Annotated in this window: 17 protein-coding genes, 1 pseudogene and 1 riboswitch; of the genes and pseudogenes, 11 read left to right on the forward strand and 7 right to left on the reverse strand. The window is 38.1% G+C overall.

Going from position 1 to position 18,939, the window contains the following annotated elements; genetic code table 11:
- Nucleotides 1-543, reverse strand: a complete 543-nt coding sequence (locus AC1M9H_RS01455; protein WP_481612580.1) for a PadR family transcriptional regulator — start codon at nt 541-543, stop codon at nt 1-3.
- A 138-nt stretch (nt 544-681) separates the two neighbouring features.
- On the opposite strand from AC1M9H_RS01455, the gene AC1M9H_RS01460 reads away from it, so the two are divergent.
- The 3 genes and pseudogenes from AC1M9H_RS01460 (at nt 682) to AC1M9H_RS01470 (ending at nt 4,410) form a co-directional block, all read left to right on the forward strand.
- Nucleotides 682-2,706 carry a 2,4-dienoyl-CoA reductase FMN-binding domain-containing protein gene (locus tag AC1M9H_RS01460; protein WP_481612581.1) on the forward strand — a complete coding sequence of 675 codons (2,025 nt, stop codon included), beginning with the start codon at nt 682-684 and terminating at the stop codon, nt 2,704-2,706.
- Nucleotides 2,707-2,851: 145 nt separating this feature from the next.
- A pseudogene (locus AC1M9H_RS01465) lies at nt 2,852-3,258 on the forward strand (nuclear transport factor 2 family protein).
- A gap of 51 nt (nt 3,259-3,309) precedes the next feature.
- Nucleotides 3,310-4,410 carry a YheT family hydrolase gene (locus AC1M9H_RS01470; RefSeq protein ID WP_481612582.1) on the forward strand — a complete coding sequence of 367 codons (1,101 nt, stop codon included), beginning with the start codon at nt 3,310-3,312 and terminating at the stop codon, nt 4,408-4,410.
- A 97-nt stretch (nt 4,411-4,507) separates the two neighbouring features.
- Here the strand turns inward: AC1M9H_RS01470 and AC1M9H_RS01475 are convergent, their stop codons facing one another.
- On the reverse strand, nt 4,508-4,906 hold the full coding sequence (locus AC1M9H_RS01475) for an internalin (RefSeq protein ID WP_481612583.1): 399 nt from the start codon (nt 4,904-4,906) through the stop codon (nt 4,508-4,510).
- Between the two features lie 227 nt (nt 4,907-5,133).
- On the opposite strand from AC1M9H_RS01475, the gene AC1M9H_RS01480 reads away from it, so the two are divergent.
- The 7 genes from AC1M9H_RS01480 to AC1M9H_RS01510 all read left to right on the forward strand — a co-directional run bounded on the left by AC1M9H_RS01480 (nt 5,134) and on the right by AC1M9H_RS01510 (nt 13,435).
- Nucleotides 5,134-6,774 carry a CTP synthase gene (locus tag AC1M9H_RS01480; RefSeq protein WP_035263731.1) on the forward strand — a complete coding sequence of 547 codons (1,641 nt, stop codon included), beginning with the start codon at nt 5,134-5,136 and terminating at the stop codon, nt 6,772-6,774.
- Between the two features lie 32 nt (nt 6,775-6,806).
- Nucleotides 6,807-7,664 (forward strand): 3-deoxy-8-phosphooctulonate synthase, encoded by an 858-nt coding sequence (kdsA, locus tag AC1M9H_RS01485; RefSeq protein ID WP_035263729.1) that lies wholly within the window; start codon nt 6,807-6,809, stop codon nt 7,662-7,664.
- A 46-nt stretch (nt 7,665-7,710) separates the two neighbouring features.
- The gene (gene eno / locus AC1M9H_RS01490; protein ID WP_180027787.1) at nt 7,711-9,000 is read left to right on the forward strand and encodes a phosphopyruvate hydratase; all 1,290 of its coding nucleotides are present in this window, start codon (nt 7,711-7,713) and stop codon (nt 8,998-9,000) included.
- Between the two features lie 266 nt (nt 9,001-9,266).
- Nucleotides 9,267-9,656 carry a cell division protein FtsB gene (gene ftsB / locus AC1M9H_RS01495; protein WP_035263725.1) on the forward strand — a complete coding sequence of 130 codons (390 nt, stop codon included), beginning with the start codon at nt 9,267-9,269 and terminating at the stop codon, nt 9,654-9,656.
- Entirely contained in the window at nt 9,622-10,347 is a 726-nt protein-coding gene (gene ispD, locus AC1M9H_RS01500; RefSeq protein WP_481607421.1) for a 2-C-methyl-D-erythritol 4-phosphate cytidylyltransferase, read from the forward strand. The genes ftsB and ispD overlap by 35 nt, the downstream gene beginning before the upstream one ends.
- A gap of 82 nt (nt 10,348-10,429) precedes the next feature.
- A complete protein-coding gene (rodA, locus tag AC1M9H_RS01505) occupies nt 10,430-11,566 on the forward strand; it encodes a rod shape-determining protein RodA (protein ID WP_092766373.1) in 1,137 nt (378 codons plus the stop codon).
- A 396-nt stretch (nt 11,567-11,962) separates the two neighbouring features.
- Nucleotides 11,963-12,051: riboswitch (glycine riboswitch) on the forward strand.
- A gap of 139 nt (nt 12,052-12,190) precedes the next feature.
- A complete protein-coding gene (locus tag AC1M9H_RS01510) occupies nt 12,191-13,435 on the forward strand; it encodes a D-amino acid dehydrogenase (RefSeq protein WP_481607419.1) in 1,245 nt (414 codons plus the stop codon).
- 42 nt (nt 13,436-13,477) lie between these two features.
- Here AC1M9H_RS01510 and nfsB read toward each other — a convergent pair whose 3' ends face one another.
- The 4 genes from nfsB to AC1M9H_RS01530 form a co-directional block, all read right to left on the reverse strand.
- On the reverse strand, nt 13,478-14,131 hold the full coding sequence (nfsB, locus tag AC1M9H_RS01515) for an oxygen-insensitive NAD(P)H nitroreductase (RefSeq protein ID WP_035263717.1): 654 nt from the start codon (nt 14,129-14,131) through the stop codon (nt 13,478-13,480).
- Nucleotides 14,132-14,245: 114 nt separating this feature from the next.
- Nucleotides 14,246-14,665, reverse strand: a complete 420-nt coding sequence (locus tag AC1M9H_RS01520) for a hypothetical protein (protein WP_035263715.1) — start codon at nt 14,663-14,665, stop codon at nt 14,246-14,248.
- Nucleotides 14,666-14,800: 135 nt separating this feature from the next.
- Nucleotides 14,801-15,532 carry a UDP-2,3-diacylglucosamine diphosphatase gene (locus AC1M9H_RS01525; protein WP_481612584.1) on the reverse strand — a complete coding sequence of 244 codons (732 nt, stop codon included), beginning with the start codon at nt 15,530-15,532 and terminating at the stop codon, nt 14,801-14,803.
- Nucleotides 15,533-15,649: 117 nt separating this feature from the next.
- Nucleotides 15,650-16,159, reverse strand: a complete 510-nt coding sequence (locus tag AC1M9H_RS01530) for a peptidylprolyl isomerase (protein WP_035263711.1) — start codon at nt 16,157-16,159, stop codon at nt 15,650-15,652.
- A gap of 165 nt (nt 16,160-16,324) precedes the next feature.
- On the opposite strand from AC1M9H_RS01530, the gene AC1M9H_RS01535 reads away from it, so the two are divergent.
- On the forward strand, nt 16,325-18,046 hold the full coding sequence (locus tag AC1M9H_RS01535) for a glutamine--tRNA ligase/YqeY domain fusion protein (protein ID WP_035263709.1): 1,722 nt from the start codon (nt 16,325-16,327) through the stop codon (nt 18,044-18,046).
- A 218-nt stretch (nt 18,047-18,264) separates the two neighbouring features.
- On the opposite strand, the gene AC1M9H_RS01540 is transcribed toward AC1M9H_RS01535, so the two are convergent.
- Nucleotides 18,265-18,852 (reverse strand): lecithin retinol acyltransferase family protein, encoded by a 588-nt coding sequence (locus AC1M9H_RS01540; protein WP_481612585.1) that lies wholly within the window; start codon nt 18,850-18,852, stop codon nt 18,265-18,267.
- Nucleotides 18,853-18,939 lie beyond the last annotated feature (87 nt).

Genomic DNA, 18,939 nt, shown 5'->3' on the forward strand with positions numbered 1-18,939 from the left:
TTATTTTGTATTCATTCTTTTCAATTGTGGAATTACACGTTCTAACCAACTGATCCAACCTTGCTCTAATTCAATGCCTAATTGAAGAATCATTTTATGAATATAGAGTGTACGATCATCATTATTTTTATTGGCAAAATCTTTGTCGTAAATCGCTTGGTATATTTTTAACTTATTTTTATGAATTTCTAAATGAGACTCCAATTCTGTCAGCACATTATTACCACCTAGTTGTGCTTCAGCTCTTAAACGCACCATCAATTCTTCTCTGAGTTGGGCAGGCTCACTATGCTGTACCATCCAATTGGCAAGTTCAGTTCGACCTAGAGCATCAACTTTATATTTTTTCTTTCTCGAGTTGGGATCACCTTCATCAATAGTCGAAATCCAACCTTTTTTTTGCATAGCATTGAGTTCACGATAGATTTGTTGGTGAGTTGCATTCCAAAAGAATCCCATAGAACGGTCAAAGCGACGTGCAAGTTCAATACCTGTACTTGGTTTTTCAATGAGACTGGTCAACAAAACATGTGCTAAAGACATAAATCATATATCGTAAAATGTTGAATCAACTTAATTATGCAACATGTTGCATAAAAAGCAAAATTAGAATATATATTTATGCAACAAGTTGCATGAAACACACAATAATAGCAAGCAAACGCGAGCCATGAGGTCAGAATGTCAAATTATCCAAACTTACTTGCACCACTAGATTTAGGTTTTACCACTTTAAAAAATCGTGTATTGATGGGTTCAATGCACGTAGGTTTAGAAGAGGTTGAAGGTGGCTATGAACGTATGGCCGCATTTTATGCTGAGCGTGCTCAAGGACAGGTCGGTCTTATCGTGACGGGGGGAATTTCACCCAACGATGCTGGTGTGACTTTTGCGGGAGGGTCAAAATTAGACTCGATTGCTGAAGCTGAGAAACATAAAATCATTACACAAGCAGTACATGATGCTGGCGGTAAGATTGCAATGCAGATTTTGCATACTGGTCGATATTCATATCAGCCTGAAAACGTTGCACCATCAGCAATTCAGGCACCAATTAATCCAGTTAAACCTCATGCTTTAAGCTCGGCTGAAGTTCATCAAACCATTGATGATTTTGCTAACTGTGCAAAGCTGGCTCAATATGCAGGTTATGATGGTGTTGAGATTATGGGGTCTGAAGGTTACCTCATCAATGAATTTATCGCAGCACGTACCAATCACCGTGATGACGAATGGGGTGGGAGTTATGAAAACCGCATTCGTTTGCCGATTGAAATTGTAAAACGTACCCGTGCAGAGGTGGGTGAAAACTTTATTATCATTTATAGACTTTCGATGCTCGACTTGGTTGAGGGCGGTTCAACGCTTGAGGAGGTCATCCATCTTGCAAAAGAAATTGAGAAAGCCGGAGCGACTATCATTAACACAGGGATTGGTTGGCATGAAGCGCGTATACCCACGATTGCAACGAAAGTACCTCGAGCAGCATTTACATGGGTGACAGAAAAGCTAAAAGGTGAAGTTAATATTCCATTGATTACCTCAAATCGTATCAATACCCCTGAAATGGCTGAACACGTGTTAGCTTCAGGTCATGCAGATATGATTTCTATGGCTCGCCCAATGCTTGCAGATGCAGAATTTGTACTAAAAGCTGAACAGGGTAGAAGTGACGAAATCAACACGTGTATTGGCTGTAACCAAGCGTGTTTGGATCATATTTTTTCACTCAGAATTGCGTCATGCTTGGTTAATCCACGTGCATGCCATGAAACTGAACTCATTTTTAAAGAAACCCATACGCCTAAAAAAATTGCTGTCATTGGTGCAGGTCCTGCAGGATTGAGTTTTGCTACTTATGCAGCTGACCGTGGTCATCAGGTCACCATTTTTGAAGCAGCCGATCAAATTGGGGGGCAATTTAATATTGCAAAAACGATTCCAGGAAAGGAGGAGTTTTATGAGACATTGCGTTACTTTAAGCGAAAAATTGAGTTGCAGCCTTTAATTCAATTAAAACTTAACCATACTGCAACTTTTGAAGAGCTCAATACAGATCAGTTTGATGAAATTGTAGTCGCTACAGGTGTGACACCTCGACATTTAGATATTGAAGGAATTGATCATCCAAAAGTGTTGTCTTATATCGAAGTTTTAAGAGAGAAAAAACCAGTCGGACAGCGTGTTGCGATTATTGGTGCTGGTGGTATTGGTTTTGATACTGCTGAGTATCTAACCCATGAGGGGGAAAGTGGAAGCTTGAATCCTCAAAAATTTTATGATGAATGGGGAATTGATACATCATATTCTAATGTAGGAGGTTTAAAACCTGCTCAAGTAGAACAGCCATCACGTGAAATCTACTTATTACAACGTAAAGCCACTTCAGTTGGTGCAGGCTTGGGTAAAACGACGGGTTGGATTCATCGTACTGGATTAAAAAATCGCGATGTAAAAATGATTCCAGGTGCAACGTATAACAAGATTGATGACCAAGGTTTACATATCACAATCAATGATCAAACTACCGTCTTAAACGTGGATCATGTGGTGATTTGTGCAGGTCAAGAGTCATATACGGCTATGTTTGATCAACTTGAGCAGGCAGGTAAAAAAGTTCATTTAATTGGTGGGGCGAAAGAAGCGGGTGAGCTAGATGCAAAACGTGCGATTCGTCAAGGTGCTGAATTGGCTGTCAAGATTTAAGCCATAAAATTTCTCTCTTATATTATAGATGAAAGTGCAAGAAGAGGATTTGGAGAGGGTACTTAATTAAATGAGACCTCTCCTTGACGCAGTATTCTCCCTTTTCTTCTAAAAGGTTGAACTGATACACAAAAAGGACATAAAAATGACACTCGAAACCACACAAAAATCTATTCAACGTTGGCACCACATGCTTGAAACGCATGATTTAAGTCTATTGAATGAGCTTTTGTCTGAAGAAGTCGTATTTAAATCACCCGTCGCATTTAAGCCTTATCCAGGCAACAAGTTGTTACTTTTATTTTGACCAATGTGATTGAGATCTTTGAAAATTTTCGTTATCACCGTGAGTTCTACACAGCAGATGGGCTCAGTGTTGTGCTTGAATTTTCCGCAAATGTGGGTGAAAAAACATTAAAAGGGATTGATATGATCCAGTTTAATGAGCAAGGTCAAATTATTGACTTTGAGGTGATGATTCGGCCTAAAAGTGGCTTAGAAGCTTTGGCGTTGCAAATGGGCCAACGTATGGCTCAATTTCTACCAAAATAAATTAGGCATGTTTTTGGCTTATGAATTGGAGTAAGTAAATTCGGAGTCTGTATGAATCTTAATCAGCGTTTCAAGTGGGTGCAGGAATTCACTCAAACCCAATTTGATTATTTTACTGGTGCAGCTATACCTTCAATCTATTTTAATCCGCAAGGTGAGTTAGCGCATGTGATTTCAAACTTGAAACGTTTGCATTATAAATATACACCAACGCCGTGGCTCTCGAATACGCATGCTCACTTGGTGTATTTTGATAAAATTCGAAAGAAAACCGTAAAATTAGAGTATGACTTCATTGAACAGTTAACAATGTCTGATGGGGGAACGACGGGTATTGCTTGGTATGGTATGCATCTGCCTGCGGAAACACCTACTATTTTAGTGCTACATACCATTACTGGAAGTCCAGCCAGTATGAGAGAATTGGTCAGAGACTTACATCAAGTAACTGGTTGGCGTATCGCATTGTGTTTAAGACGAGGGCATGCAGGTCTACCACTTTCAGTTCCTAAAATTAATCTTTTTGGAAACACGCAAGATCTAAGAGAGCAGATTGAACATATTCAACAGCGCTTGCCATATTCTAAATTGTATGCAGTTGGGTCTTCAGCAGGAACTGGATTATTGGTCAGATATTTAGGGGAGGAAGAAAGTTCCACACCGATTCAAGCGGCTTTCGCACTTTGTCCTGGATACAATACGGAAACTGGTTTTTCAAATGTTCATCCTTTTTATAGCCGTTTGATGGCAAAAAAGTTAAATGCACATTTTTTAAAACCATATGAGCAACATTGGCGAAATTTAGAAAGTTTTAAGCAACTGAGTGTTGCTAAAGATTTATTTGATTTTGAAAAAAAATATTATCAGTTCGCTGGATTTGAAAATTATGACGCATATTGTAAAGCGACAAATCCCATCTATGTCTTTGAGAAGATTAGAGTGCCGTTGATGATTTTAAATTCGGAAGACGATCCAGTATGCCATATCCGCAATTTAGAGCCTTATAAAGAAGTGATTCAACATATGCCGAACATGGCAGTAGTGACCACAAAAAAAGGAAGCCATTGCTGTTTCTATGAAGGTAATAAAAATCCAGAATCTTGGGCACACAAATTAATTGCAGAATTTTTTTTAGAATTAGAGAAAGCCTGACAATTTTTGTTTTTTATAAATGAATAACAATTTGACTTTCATTCATGTTGACATAAAAAAACCGAGTCTTGTCACTCGGTTTTTTTAAATTCGAAAATTAGTTTTCTAAAGCAGGGGTAGCAGCAGCAATAGCAGCGGCAACAGCATCATCTTCAGATTGAGAACCACCTGTTGATGCACTTGGAGAAGGTGTAGGGCGTTCTACATTTTCAACAGCTGGTGCTGGGGCAGGATTCGTTTGTGCAGGAGCATCGCGGTATTCACGACGAATAGTCGCTGACGTATTGTTTGTTTCCTGATGCTCAATTTCAACTTGAGTTGGTGGCTCAGGTTCGATTTCTGGTTCAGAAATCTCAATGTTCTCAATTTGTTCTGCCTGTTCAGTTGTTTCAACAGTTTGTTCCTGTTCTTCTTCCTTAGGCGCTTCTTTTTTTACACATGCAGTAACGAGGAGTGCAGATAAGATTGCACCAGAGATTAAAAGTTTTTTATTCATAGTTGCTCAAAACAAACTAGCTAGATCGACTAACGTAGTATAACAGCAAATTAACAGATGAAAATCACTGAAAGTGTGCGTGAATCTTTATTGGAAATGATGATAGAATAACCAATTGTTTATTGTTCTTTGAATTGATGCGGATTGACTTTGCTTTATAGGTACAGAGTAAAGTAAAATTGCGCAACATTGCAGGCCGATTTAGGCTCGATTGTACGAGAAACCCAATGACCCATTTTATTTTCGTTACTGGTGGTGTTGTTTCATCACTAGGTAAAGGTATTTCAGCTGCTTCAGTTGCTGCACTTTTAGAAGCCCGTGGATTAAAAGTAACCATGGTGAAAATGGATCCATACATTAATGTCGATCCAGGGACGATGAGCCCGTTCCAACATGGTGAAGTTTTTGTCACAGAGGATGGTGCGGAAACTGACTTAGACTTGGGTTATTACGAACGTTTCTTGCGTCGTGCGAAAATGACCAAGCTTAATAACTTTACATCTGGTCGCGTGTACCAAGACGTTTTAAATAAAGAGCGTCGCGGTGATTACCTTGGTGGAACAGTTCAAGTTATTCCACACATTACAGACAATATTAAAGAACGTGTTCTTCGCGCTGGCGAAGGCTATGACGTTGCTATTGTTGAGATTGGCGGTACAGTAGGTGACATTGAATCTCTCCCATTCATGGAATCTGTTCGTCAGTTAATGGTTGAACTTGGTCACAAACGCACAATGCTGATGCATTTAACGTTGTTGCCATATATCAAGTCAGCTGCAGAGTTGAAAACAAAACCAACTCAGCACTCGGTGAAAGAATTACTCTCAATCGGTATTCAACCAGATATTTTGATCTGTCGTACTGAACACGATGTTGATGCTGATACAAAGCGTAAAATTGCGTTGTTCACGAACGTAGAAGCTCGTGCAGTTGTGGTGTGTAAAGATGCACGCACAATTTACGAAATTCCACGTACGTTCTATGAACAAGACGTTGATGATTTAATTTGCGAGCGTTTTGGTTATAACGATTTACCAGAAGCCGATCTTTCAGATTGGGATAATGTCGTAGAAGCACTATTAAATCCTGAGTACACTGTTCGTGTTGCCATGGTGGGTAAATATGTTGAACTTCCAGATGCTTATAAATCTGTAAACGAAGCACTCTTACATGCAGGTATCCAAAACCGCGTTAAAGTTCAAATTGATTATGTCAATGCCGAAGAACTAGAAAGCCAAGATGTAGCGGAAGTGTTGAAAGATGCTGACGCAATCTTAGTTCCTGGTGGTTTTGGCGAGCGCGGTACTGAAGGTAAGATGCAAGCGATTAAATTCGCACGTGAGAATGGAATTCCATTCCTTGGTATTTGCTTGGGTATGCAACTTGCGGTCATTGAATACGCACGTAATGTTGCTGGTATCGTAGATGCAACTTCAACTGAATTTAACCGTTCAACTAAATCGCCTTTAATTGGTTTGATTACGGAATGGTTAGACGAACGTGGTGAAGTACAACAACGTTCTGTAGATTCTGATCTTGGTGGAACAATGCGTCTTGGCGCTCAAAAATCAGAATTGGTTGAAGGCACTAAAACTGCAGAAGTGTATGGTTCAGTAGAAATTATTGAACGTCATCGCCATCGTTACGAAATGAATAATCGTTATATTCCTACTTTAGAAGAAAAAGGTATGAAAATTTCTGGTTATTCACCAATCCAACGTTTAGTTGAAACTGTTGAAATTCCTCAACATCCTTGGTTTATTGCTGTACAATTCCACCCGGAATTTACAAGTTCTCCACGTGATGGTCATCCATTATTTGCTGGTTTTATTGATGCTGCTAAAAAACAGTATCAAAAATCGAAATAATGAATGTCTTAGGACATAACTAGGAAGTTTAAATGTCACAATTAAAAGCACAAGAAATTGTACGTTTAGGCGATATACAAATGGCAAATCATTTGCCATTTGTATTATTCGGCGGAATGAATGTACTTGAATCAAAAGATTTAGCTTTTGAAATTGCAGAAACTTATGTTGATATTTGCAAACGTTTGGATATTCCATATGTTTTCAAAGCAAGCTTTGATAAAGCAAATCGTTCGAGCTTAAATTCTTTCCGCGGACCTGGTCTTGAAAAAGGAATTGAGTGGTTAGCTGACATTAAAAAACATTTTAATGTACCCATCATTACAGATGTTCATGAACCATATCAAGCAGCACCTGTGGCTGAAGTGGCTGACATCATTCAATTACCTGCTTTCCTCAGCCGTCAAACAGATCTTGTTGAGGCAATGGCAAAAACTCAAGCCATTATCAATATCAAAAAAGCGCAATTCTTAGCACCGCATGAAATGCGTCATATCTTGCATAAGTGTTTGGAAGCAGGGAATGACAAGCTAATTTTATGTGAGCGTGGCTCAGCATTTGGTTACAACAACTTGGTTGTCGATATGCTTGGTTTCGACATCATGAAAGAAATGAATGTGCCGGTCTTCTTTGATGTGACACATGCACTTCAAACCCCGGGTGGTCGTGCAGATTCAGCAGGTGGTCGTCGCGCACAAATTACGACATTAGCGCGTGCGGGTATGGCGACAGGTCTAGCAGGTCTTTTTCTGGAAGGACATCCTGATCCAGAAAAAGCAAAATGTGATGGACCTTGCGCTCTTCGAATGTCTCAACTTGAGCCATTCTTAGCTCAGCTTAAAGAATTGGATACCTTGGTTAAAGGTTTCAAAAAATTAGATACACACTGATGCAGCGTTAGACGCATCGTTTTATTAATCAACTGAGGAATTGTTCATGAGCCAAATCGTTGACATTCGTGCACGTGAAATTTTGGACTCTCGTGGTAACCCAACCATCGAAGCAGACGTTATCTTAGCATCTGGCGTAGTTGGCCGTGCATGTGCACCATCTGGTGCTTCAACTGGTTCTCGTGAAGCTTTAGAACTTCGTGATGGCGATAAAGCACGTTATTTAGGTAAAGGTGTTAAAACTGCTGTGAACAACGTAAACACGTTAATCCGTGACGCGTTAGTGGGTAAATCAGTATTCGAACAAAAAGACATCGATAATACGATGATCGCTTTAGACGGAACTGAAAACAAAGAAAAATTAGGTGCGAACGCAACTTTGGCAGTGTCTTTGGCTGCTGCGCGTGCTGCTGCTGACGAAAAGAAAATTCCTCTTTTCCAATACATCGCAGACCTTCGTAACAACAGCATTTTAACAATGCCTGTTCCAATGATGAACATCTTAAACGGTGGTTCACATGCGGACAACAACGTTGATATCCAAGAGTTCATGATTGAGCCAGTTGGCTTCACTTCATTCTCTGAAGCACTTCGTGCAGGCGCAGAAATCTTCCATTCTTTAAAATCAGTTTTAAAGAAACAAGGTTTAAATACTGCTGTTGGTGATGAAGGTGGTTTCGCGCCGAACTTACGTTCAAACGAAGAAGCAATTACAGTTATTCTTGAAGCAATTGAAAAAACTGGCTACAAAGCAGGTTCTGACATTATGCTTGCGCTTGACTGTGCATCTTCAGAATTCTACAAAGATGGTCAGTACATCCTTGCTGGTGAAGGCAATAAAGCATTCACAAACAACCAATTCTCTGACTACCTTGCAGGTCTTGTAAACCAATATCCAATTATCTCTATTGAAGATGGTTTAGATGAATCTGATTGGGAAGGTTGGTCTTACCTAACTTCGATTCTTGGCGACAAGATTCAATTGGTTGGTGATGATTTGTTTGTTACAAATCCTAAAATCCTTCAACGTGGTATCAACGAAAAAGTTGGTAACTCTATCCTGATTAAGTATAACCAAATCGGTACGTTGACTGAGACTTTAGATGCGATCTATCTTGCTAAAGCAAATGGTTACTCTACAGTGATTTCTCACCGTTCTGGCGAAACTGAAGATTCTACAATTGCGGATCTTGCAGTAGGTACTGGTGCTGGTCAAATCAAAACTGGCTCACTTTGCCGTTCTGACCGTGTAGCGAAATACAACCAATTACTTCGTATTGAAGAATTAACGAATGCTATTTACCGCGGTAAAGCTGAGTTTAAAGGTTTAAATTAATCGTTTAGATTATTTTGAATTTCAAAAAACCACTCTGTAAAGAGTGGTTTTTTTTGTTATTAAGCTATGAAATAAAAAGTGTAAATATAATGACTCTAGAATATTCAATAACTTTTGATATTTAACAGTACATATTTTTAAAAGAAATCAATCAATGTGAATTTGTTTAACATTTGCATATTTAACACAGTTACACATACTACCTTTCTTTGTTTTAGGGTATATTAGTGCTCTAATTTCATGATGTTAACTAAGCCTCAAATATAATGTTAGACGTCTTTAAAACTACTTCAAGTAAAGTTATTTTGCTGGTGGCAATAATTTTAATTGCCATCTTTCAATATCGCTTTTGGCTCGGTGAAGGAGGATATTTCCCTCATCAGGCGCTACTTCAGCAAATGAATCAACAAGCTGAAACAAATGAAGAGTTAAAAGAGCGTAATCGTATTCTGGCTGCTGAAGTATATGATCTAAAAAATGGTGTAGAGGCGATTGAAGAACATGCACGTTTAGATCTTGGCTTAATTAAGCCTCATGAAACGTTTATTCAAATGAGTACAATTAGTACGAATTACAAGCCGATTTACATCGACCCAAATGCTAACGTAGATTTAAGAACCAATGAGTCTAGACAACCTGAATCTGAACAACCGTAAATTATGGGCTATTATTCCGGCAGCAGGTTCTGGTAGTCGATTTTCCAAATCAGCGTTAAAGCAATATCAAATTATCCAGAATAAAACTGTACTTGAGCATACTGTAGAACGTATTGCTCAATTGCCTATTGCTGGCTATGTGTTGGCAATCTCAGAGCATGACCAATTTGCTCAGACACTTCAATTTGCTAAATCAGAAATCCTTCATTTCTGCTTAGGTGGTCAGGAGAGGGTTGATTCTGTACTTAATGGTTTAAATTATTTAACCAATATTGCAGATGAAAATGATCTGGTGTTTGTGCATGATGCTGCTCGACCTTGTGTGAGCTTGAGTAATTTAGAATCTTTGATTCGCCATGTTATCGAATCTAAGCATAGCGCAATTTTAGCAACGCCTGTACGTGATACTTTAAAAAGAGTAGATCAGTCGAGTGCCATTGAAAAAACTGTTGATCGAAGTGCATTGTGGCAAGCACAAACTCCACAATTGTCGACCATTAAATTGCTAAAAACCTCGATTGAACATGCATTAACTTACAAGATCACAATCACGGATGAAGCGAGTGCGCTTGAATATGCTCATCATCCAGTAGATGTGGTGATTGGACGATCTGATAATATTAAAATTACTTATCCTGAAGATTTAGAACTTGCTCGTCTGATTCTTCAGTCACAGTCTGACTCGAAATAATTTAGTTTTATGTTTGGGACTTTGCTTAAATAGCCAAAACATTGTCTTATAATAACGCCACTTAGAATATGCAATTCAGCCAATGATACCTTCACAACAGTACCGTTTTTTGCGTCATGCCTTGAGAGATGGACGAACAATCAAACATGATTCGTCACGTTGGACTAAATTACATTTAGATCCATGGTTACTTGGTTTTTTGATATTAAACGCAGCTTTTGGACTCATGGTTGTTTATAGTGCAACCAATCATGATTCAAGCATGGTGATTCGTCAGGCGACCAGTTTTGGTATCGGTTTTATTTTGCTGTTTATTTGTGCACAAATTCCTCCAAAAGTTTATCAAATTGTCAGTCCTTATCTGTATGCATTTTCGATTGTGCTTCTGCTTTTGGTATTGCTAATTGGTGATGTCCGCTTAGGCGCAAAACGCTGGATTTCTATTCCTGGATTAGGGAGTGTGCAGCCCAGTGAATTTATGAAATTTACGATGCCACTCATGATGGCTTGGTTTTTCAGTCTGCGGACTTTACCACCCAAATTTATGCATATTCTCTTTGCATTATTTCTGATGATGATTCCTTTTGTTTTAGTCGCATTACAGCCTGACTTAAACATTGGATTAATTATTCCCGGAATTTTTGTCATTTTTTTAAGTGGTATTTCTTGGCGTTTGATTGGGGCTGTGGTCGCTGGGTTTGCAGTGGTTGCACCATTATTATGGAATTTCTTTCTACAGGAATACCAAAAAAAGCGAATTTTAACTTTATTTGATCCTGAATCAGATCCGCTAGGTGCAGGGTGGAATATCATTCAGTCTAAAATTGCGATTGGTTCTGGTGGACTATTTGGTAAAGGTTTTAATGAAGGAACACAGTCTCATTTAGGTTATCTCCCCGAACATCATACAGACTTTATTATGTCTGCTTATGCAGAGGAATTTGGCTTTTTTGGTGTGTTCGTATTATTTGTTATTTTTGCTGCGATCATTATTCGTTGTTTGATTATTTCCATGAACAGCTTCCATAATTTTGGACGTCTTTATGCCGGTGCGGCAGGTTTAACTTTCTTTTTCTTTGTGTTTTTGAACAGTGGAATGGTGAGTGGAATACTTCCAGTAACGGGTGATCCATTGCCACTCATGAGTTATGGTGGTACGGCAGTCATTGCAACGCTTGCAGGTATGGGCATTGTAATGTCTATACATACTCATCGCTAAAACATCTAGGGTTGACAGCAAATTTTCAACTCACATTCTGCTTACTCTCACATCTATTGAAACTTTGAGCTTCAATGATTGCTCTAATCAGTCATTACACTTTTATGCTGAAGAAGATGAAAGTGTAGATGGAAGTTGATCTATGCTATTTGAGAGAGTAACTCTAAAATAATTAACTTATTTCCTCATTTTTTTGTAATAACTAAATTTTTATCGATGGTAGAGAAAATTTGAGCTAAACAATGATCTTTGTAACGTTTCCCAAGCTAAAAATTCCTGTCTTAGCTGTTGTCTTAAACTTGGTGATCCATTTGTATAAAAATATTTTTTAAAATTGATTTTCGTAGATGTATAAAAAAATTAACTATGGCATATTAATTGCTGAATAAGAATTAAACGAATATTGCAGGAGAGAGGTCTTCTGTAGATCCGCCGAAGGAGCAACGACCCCGGAATCTCTCAGGCAAAAGGACTGTAATTATTCTCAATCATCTGGAGAGAAGTCTAATGATGTTTAGACTCACCGAAGGGGATGGAAATAATCATATGTTATGAAGATTTCCGAAGCTCTCAGGTACCGTGACAGATGGGGCATTGAAAATATAAAATTTTCAAGGAGCTTTTATGTCACATATTATGGTGATTGGTGCTGGCATTACAGGAATAACCACTGCCTACGAATTGTTAGAACTTGGTTATCAAGTCACGATTTTGGATAAAAACTTATACCCAGCAATGGAGACTTCATTTGCGAATGGAGGTCAACTCTCTGCATGTAATGCAGAGGTGTGGAATCAGAAAGCAACGGTACTGAAGGGTATCAAGTGGATGACCCAAAAAGATGCACCATTATTACTCAACCCATCTTTTGATTTGCATAAATACGCTTGGCTGATTGAATTTATGGGTAATATCAAGCATTACGAAGCCAACACACAAGAAACGGTAAGGCTGGCATTATTGGCAAGAAAACGGCTATTCGAAATTGCACAGAAAGAAAATATTCAATTCGATTTGGAAAAGCGTGGAATTTTGCACTTTTATCATAATCAGCAGGATTATGATGTCGCAATAAGAGTGAATGATTTGTTATGCAAAGGTGGATTAGAGCGTCACGCTGTTACAAATGGAGAAATTCACAGTATTGAACCAAGTTTGAAGGGAGAATATTACGGTGGTTTTTATTGTCCTGACGATGCCACAGGAGATATACACAAATACACCACGCATTTAGCCCAAGTGGTGGCGAATAAAGGTGGGAAATTTTTATACGGTGTAGAAGTTGAAGATTTAAATCTGGATCATTCAACAGAACAAGTTTCAGCTAAATATCGCGCTTGTGATCCTAAAAGTAGAGATATACCCGATGGATTTATTCAAGCTGATGCAATGGTCATTTGTGGTGGAGTTGGAAGCTATCATTTAGCACAACAGGCTGGAGATCGTGTCAATGTTTATCCAGTGAAAGGGTACTCGATTACAGTTCAGTTGAATGATGAACATAGCCAACAACATGCACCATGGGTAAGTTTATTGGATGAAAGTGCAAAAATTGTGACGTCGAGATTAGGTCGAGATCGTTTAAGAATTGCTGGTACTGCAGAATTTAATGGCTATAACCGAGACATCCGTATGGATCGCATACAACCTTTGGTTCATTGGGTGAATCGTAATTTTGATATTTCAACTGAGCATTGTGTCCCTTGGGCTGGATTAAGACCGATGATGCCGAATATGATGCCAGTGGTAAGACAAGGGAAGCATCCGAGAGTCTTTTATAATACCGGTCATGGGCATCTGGGTTGGACGCTGTCAGCTGCAACTGCTGCAATGATCAGTTTAGAAATTTCACAGAAAATAGCGGCTTAATGAAAAGCCACAATAGCGTGAAAACTATTGTGGCAAATACATTTATAGTCGAGTGAAAACTTGATCTGCATTCAAACGAGATTTAGGTAATTTGGCATTAAAATCTTTTTCACTTCGATAACCAAGTGCCAATAGCACTGATGGAATCAGGCCTTTTGCGTCAAGATTTAACTCTTCAGCGATAATTTTTTCATCGAATCCTCCAATTGGAGTGGCATCGATACCTTCTAAACCTGCAGCAAATAAGGTTTGCCCAAGTGCAATAAAAGTTTGATTTTCAGACCAGCGCTGGATATCGCCTTTTTCGTTGCGATAATAATCAACATAGCCTAAGCGCGTATCTTTTTGAGCTTGTTTTGCTTGGTCATCTTTAAAACGACCACTGATTTCATCTTGATTTAATAATCGATCTAGATGAGAGTCTGTAATGTCTTTATGCGTACAAAACAGAATTGTGTGTGAAGATTCAAGGACTTTGGGTGCATTATAAACATACTTACCAACCAGTGCTTTAGCAATGCGCTGTTTGGCTTCATCAGTTTCGATGACAAAGAAATGCCACGGTTGAATATTGATAGATGAAGGTGCGAGCCTTAAAGATTCCAATAATTTTTCAAACTTTTCTTGAGGGATCTTTTTTGAAGAATCGTATGCTTTGGTGGTGTAGCGAGATTGGGAGATGTTTAACAAATCCATATTATCCTCCGATTATTCACAATATATTCATCTAAAAATTTTAAATGACTCTGAACTTAAATATTTTCTATAGTTGATGCTAAATGATATGAAAAAATCTGACTTGTCTTTAAATCAATAGGCATATTTTAAATCAGTATATTTTTCTAATGACATTGCAATTTGTTGGTTGATAAATGCGCGCACATCTTCTTCAGTCATAGGTTGACCATTCTTGCTGATATTATGTTCGATCGGTGCTTGGTCTGCGGCCTTAATTTTGTAGACAAGGTGGGTGATCAATTCGTAATCGTTATTATGGTTTACGATGTTAGTCACATATTGATATGAATGCTCAAAGTTGAGATCTTGATGGGAAAATATAAATTGTTCAAAGATTGTCAATGCGGCGCCATCAGCAAGATTTTTGAGTTCATCAATAATTGTGGCATCTAGCCGTACATCATAACGTTCAGAGATTGCTTTACCATCGATTAATAATGACACTTTATCATCTTCATGGTGTTGAACAGTAATATTGCTGAAATTAGACATGACAAACTCACGAATTGAATTGAGTCGTTATTATCATATGCAAAAAAACTTAAAGCAAAACATACTGATTAATATTCAAACATTGAGTGAAATTTCAATTTAAAGGTTGATGAGATCATTATAAAAATAGAGGAACTAATAAGACCATGTTTTCAGTGTCAGATCATTGATTGACTGCTTAGAGAATTTCGATTGATTAATTTCCAAAATTTGAGCTTGATCCAAACGCCAGTCGCCTAAAACAATTCTTCTTTTATCTTGAGAGATATGGATTTGAGGGCGATGCGTATGACCATGAATTAGTAAATCAACTTCTTTCAATGCATCGTGGACAGCATCTTGATTTACATCCATGACATCATAAGATTTAAATTCTTTTGATTCGTGGCTTTTTTTTCTAAATCCATTTGCAAGTTGAGTACGAAAAGAAAGTGGGGTATTCCGCAGTATCCAAATGATGAGTGGATTTCTGATTATTTTTTTAAAACGTTGATAGGCGACATCGTCTGTACACAAGGCATCGCCATGTTCGAGACGAATATTGACATCGTTGATTTGTAAATAAGAAATTTCTGGTAGCAACTGACCACCAAATTTATTTAAAAAAATTTGATTCAGCGCAAAATCACGATTGCCGATAGAAAATAAAACTTGATTTCCCTGAGCAGTAAATCTTTTTAAGCGTTCAACGATTTCATCGAGCCAAGGAGCTGTATAGTCATCACCAATCCATGCATTAAACCAATCACCTAAAATATAGAGTTGGGTTTGCTGGTCTTGATAATGATCTAATAAATCTAAAAACCCTCGAACGAGTCGAGGGTGTTCAGGTGACAGGTGTAAATCTGAAATAAACAGATAGGTCACTTAATATTCCTTATTTGCCTACATCCCCATCAACTTTAGATGGTGAAACAATCCCTTGAACATGATATTTGTTTTAAAGCAGTGCTTGAAAACTTAATAAGTTAAGGGGTAGGTTTTTTATTCAGAGATAATTTTAGCAGATTCGATCACAACGTTTTCTAGTGGAACGTCAGCGTGGTAGCCACGGTTACCAGTGCGAACGCCTTTGATTTCATTAACAACGTCCATACCTTCTACAACTTTACCAAATACTGCATAACCCCAGCCTTGAGCTGTTTTACCAGTATGGTTAAGGAAAGCATTGTTTTTCACGTTAATGAAGAATTGTGCAGATGCTGAGTGAGGAGCTTGAGTACGTGCCATAGCAATCGTACCTTCGTCATTGCTTAAACCGTTGTCAGCTTCATTTTCAATAGAATCGCGAGTTGCTTTTTCTTTGAAGTTTTCATCCATGCCACCGCCTTGGATCATGAAACCGTCAATTACACGGTGGAAAATTACGCCATCATAAAAACCATCACGAACGTACTCTAAAAAGTTAGCAACAGTTTTAGGTGCTTTTTCAGAGTTAAGCTCTAGAACAATACGTCCTTTATTGGTGTTTAATTCGACTTGAGGAAAACTCATTCTATAATCTCCTGATCATGGACAAAAAGCCATGGGTTTGTGGTTGAGAGAAGCATAAGCAAACTGTAAACTACAAGGCAAGCAAAAACGTTATTTTCTTTGTTAATAATATGAAGATAGCGTTTTAATTATCCTATTTTATCTTATAGAAGTGATTTATCAACTATGAAGCCGAATGATGTTGTTTCATCCCTGCCAAATACCCCGACGACTAACAATCCATCAGTCGATGCTGCGCAGCAAGAACAACAACCGGGCTTAGACTTTGTACGTCAAGTAATTACAGAAGATCTTGCAGCAGGGCGTACAGATAAAGTCGTGACGCGCTTTCCACCAGAGCCTAATGGTTATTTACACATTGGACATGTTAAAGCGATTTGCCTGAATTTTGGTATTGCAGAAGAATTTTCTGGTTTATGTAATCTTCGTTTTGACGATACAAATCCAGATGCAGAAGAACAAGAATATGTAGATGGTATTGCGAACGATGTTAAATGGCTCGGTTTCGACTGGAATGGTGAACCACGCTACGCATCAAGTTACTTTGATCAATTGTATCAATGGGCGATTCAATTAATTAAACAAGGTGATGCATATGTCGATTTGCAATCTCCTGAAGAAATTAAGCTGAATCGTGGAAATTTTGTAGAACCAGGTAAAAATTCTCCGCAACGTGATGCAACGGTTGAAGAAAACTTAGCACGTTTTGAACAAATGCGTAATGGTGAGCTTGGAGAAGGCCAAGCAGTACTTCGTGCCAAGATTGATATGGCATCACCGAACGTACATATGCGTGATCCAATTCTTTACCGTGTTTTACATTCTGAGCATCATCAAACAGGCGATACGTGGAAAATCTATCCAATGTATGACTATGCTCATCCTTTGTCTGATGCGATTGAAGGCATTACGCACTCGTTATGTACGCTTGAATTCCAAGACCATCGCCCGTTCTATGATTGGGTTGTCGCTAAGGTAAATTCTCCAGCAGTTCCACGCCAGTACGAATCAAGCCGTTTGAATGTTGATTACACCATCACCTCAAAACGTAAATTACGTAAGCTGGTCGAAGGTGGTTACGTCAATGGTTGGAATGATCCACGTATGCCTACAGTCGTGGGAATGCGTCGTCGTGGCTTTACTCCAGAAGGCTTACGTGATTTCTGTAAGCGTGTGGGCGTATCTAAAACTGATGGTATTGTCGATGTTGCAATGCTTGAATTCTGCATTCGACAATCATTAGAAAATACTGCTGCACGTGGTATGGCGGTATTGAATCCACTTAAAGTGACATTGACCAACCTTCCAGAGGATATGGATTTAACACACGCACGCCATCCAAATGTTGATATGGGTGATCGTGTAATTCCACTGACTTCTGAATTGTATATTGATCGTAAAGATTTTGAGGAAGAGCCGCCTAAAGGGTTTAAACGCTTAATTCCTGGTGGTGAAGTCCGTTTACGTCATGCTTATGTGATTAAATGTGATGAAGTGATTAAGGATGAAAATGGCGAAGTTGTTGAACTGAAATGCTCTATCGATCCGCATACTTTAGGTAAGAATCCAGAAGGTCGTAAAGTCAAAGGTGTTATTCATTGGGTATCTGCAAATAAAGGGATTCCTGCTGAAGTTCGTATTTATGATCGTCTATTTACTGAAGCCGCACCTGATGCGGACGATGATTTCTTAGCGAATTTAAATCCAGATTCTCTAAAAATTGTTCAAGCGGTAATTGAGCCTGCTTTAGCTCAAGCGAAACCTGAAGATCGATTCCAATTCGAACGTGAAGGTTATTTTGTCGCTGATCAATTTGATCATACTGTTGAAAAACCTGTCTTTAACCGTATTTTGGATTTAAAAGACAGTTTTAAGCCTGCAAAATAAAGTTTGGTAATATCAAAAAAAGCCTGATTGATTCAGGCTTTTTTTTATTCAAATTTAGGTTAATAATTAATTTTTGTGATTAAATTCATATGATTAGATAAAGGTGAGTATTTAATAATAATTTAATAAGTTATAAATAAAAACTAAAATAACATTATATTTCAAATATATATTTGACTATTTGGATTTTCAAGCGCATATTTAATTCAACCGAAAGGTTAATTTGAAACTTTGTTTTCCTCGAAACCCTGCTTAAGCGGGGCTTTTTTTTGCTTTATTTTGTGATGCTGCTGTAAAGCGATATACACAGGGCCTTTCAGTTTGCGCTGATCATTTAACTTTTTCTTAATATAAAATACCAAAGCAAAACAGGTGGTTGCTAAAGTTAAAAGAAGACTATTTAAGTAGCTCATGAGTGAGCTGATATAACCAATAGTGGTGAGTCTATTCATCATTTTGATGACTTGTGGGCTACTTTCGATGCCCGTGATCGCCCAAGAACATAAGTGTTCACAATTATTAATAATGAGATGATAGTTATTTTCATGCATTCGAGAGCGCATTCGTCTTACGACAGCACGACCTGAATATTTGGGGGTGCTATAATGCCGAATCGTAATTTTTTTGCCATGTGCAAATTTTTGCAGAGATGTAATTTCGATCGGATGTTTTTTAAAGAGATGAGCAAAACCTGAATAATGAATAACACGACCCTTACCCACATAAATACCATGATGTGAATAACCAAAATGCTTAACAATTAAGTGAGCACCAAGAGGGAATGTTTTGACGTGTTTATGCCGCATTTATAAAATATTCCAATAACTTTACAGATGTACATTTATTGAAAGAGAGTCCACAGTATAACCGAATTGGAAATAAATAATGAGGTA

This window comes from Acinetobacter sp. ANC_7512, from assembly GCF_056779935.1.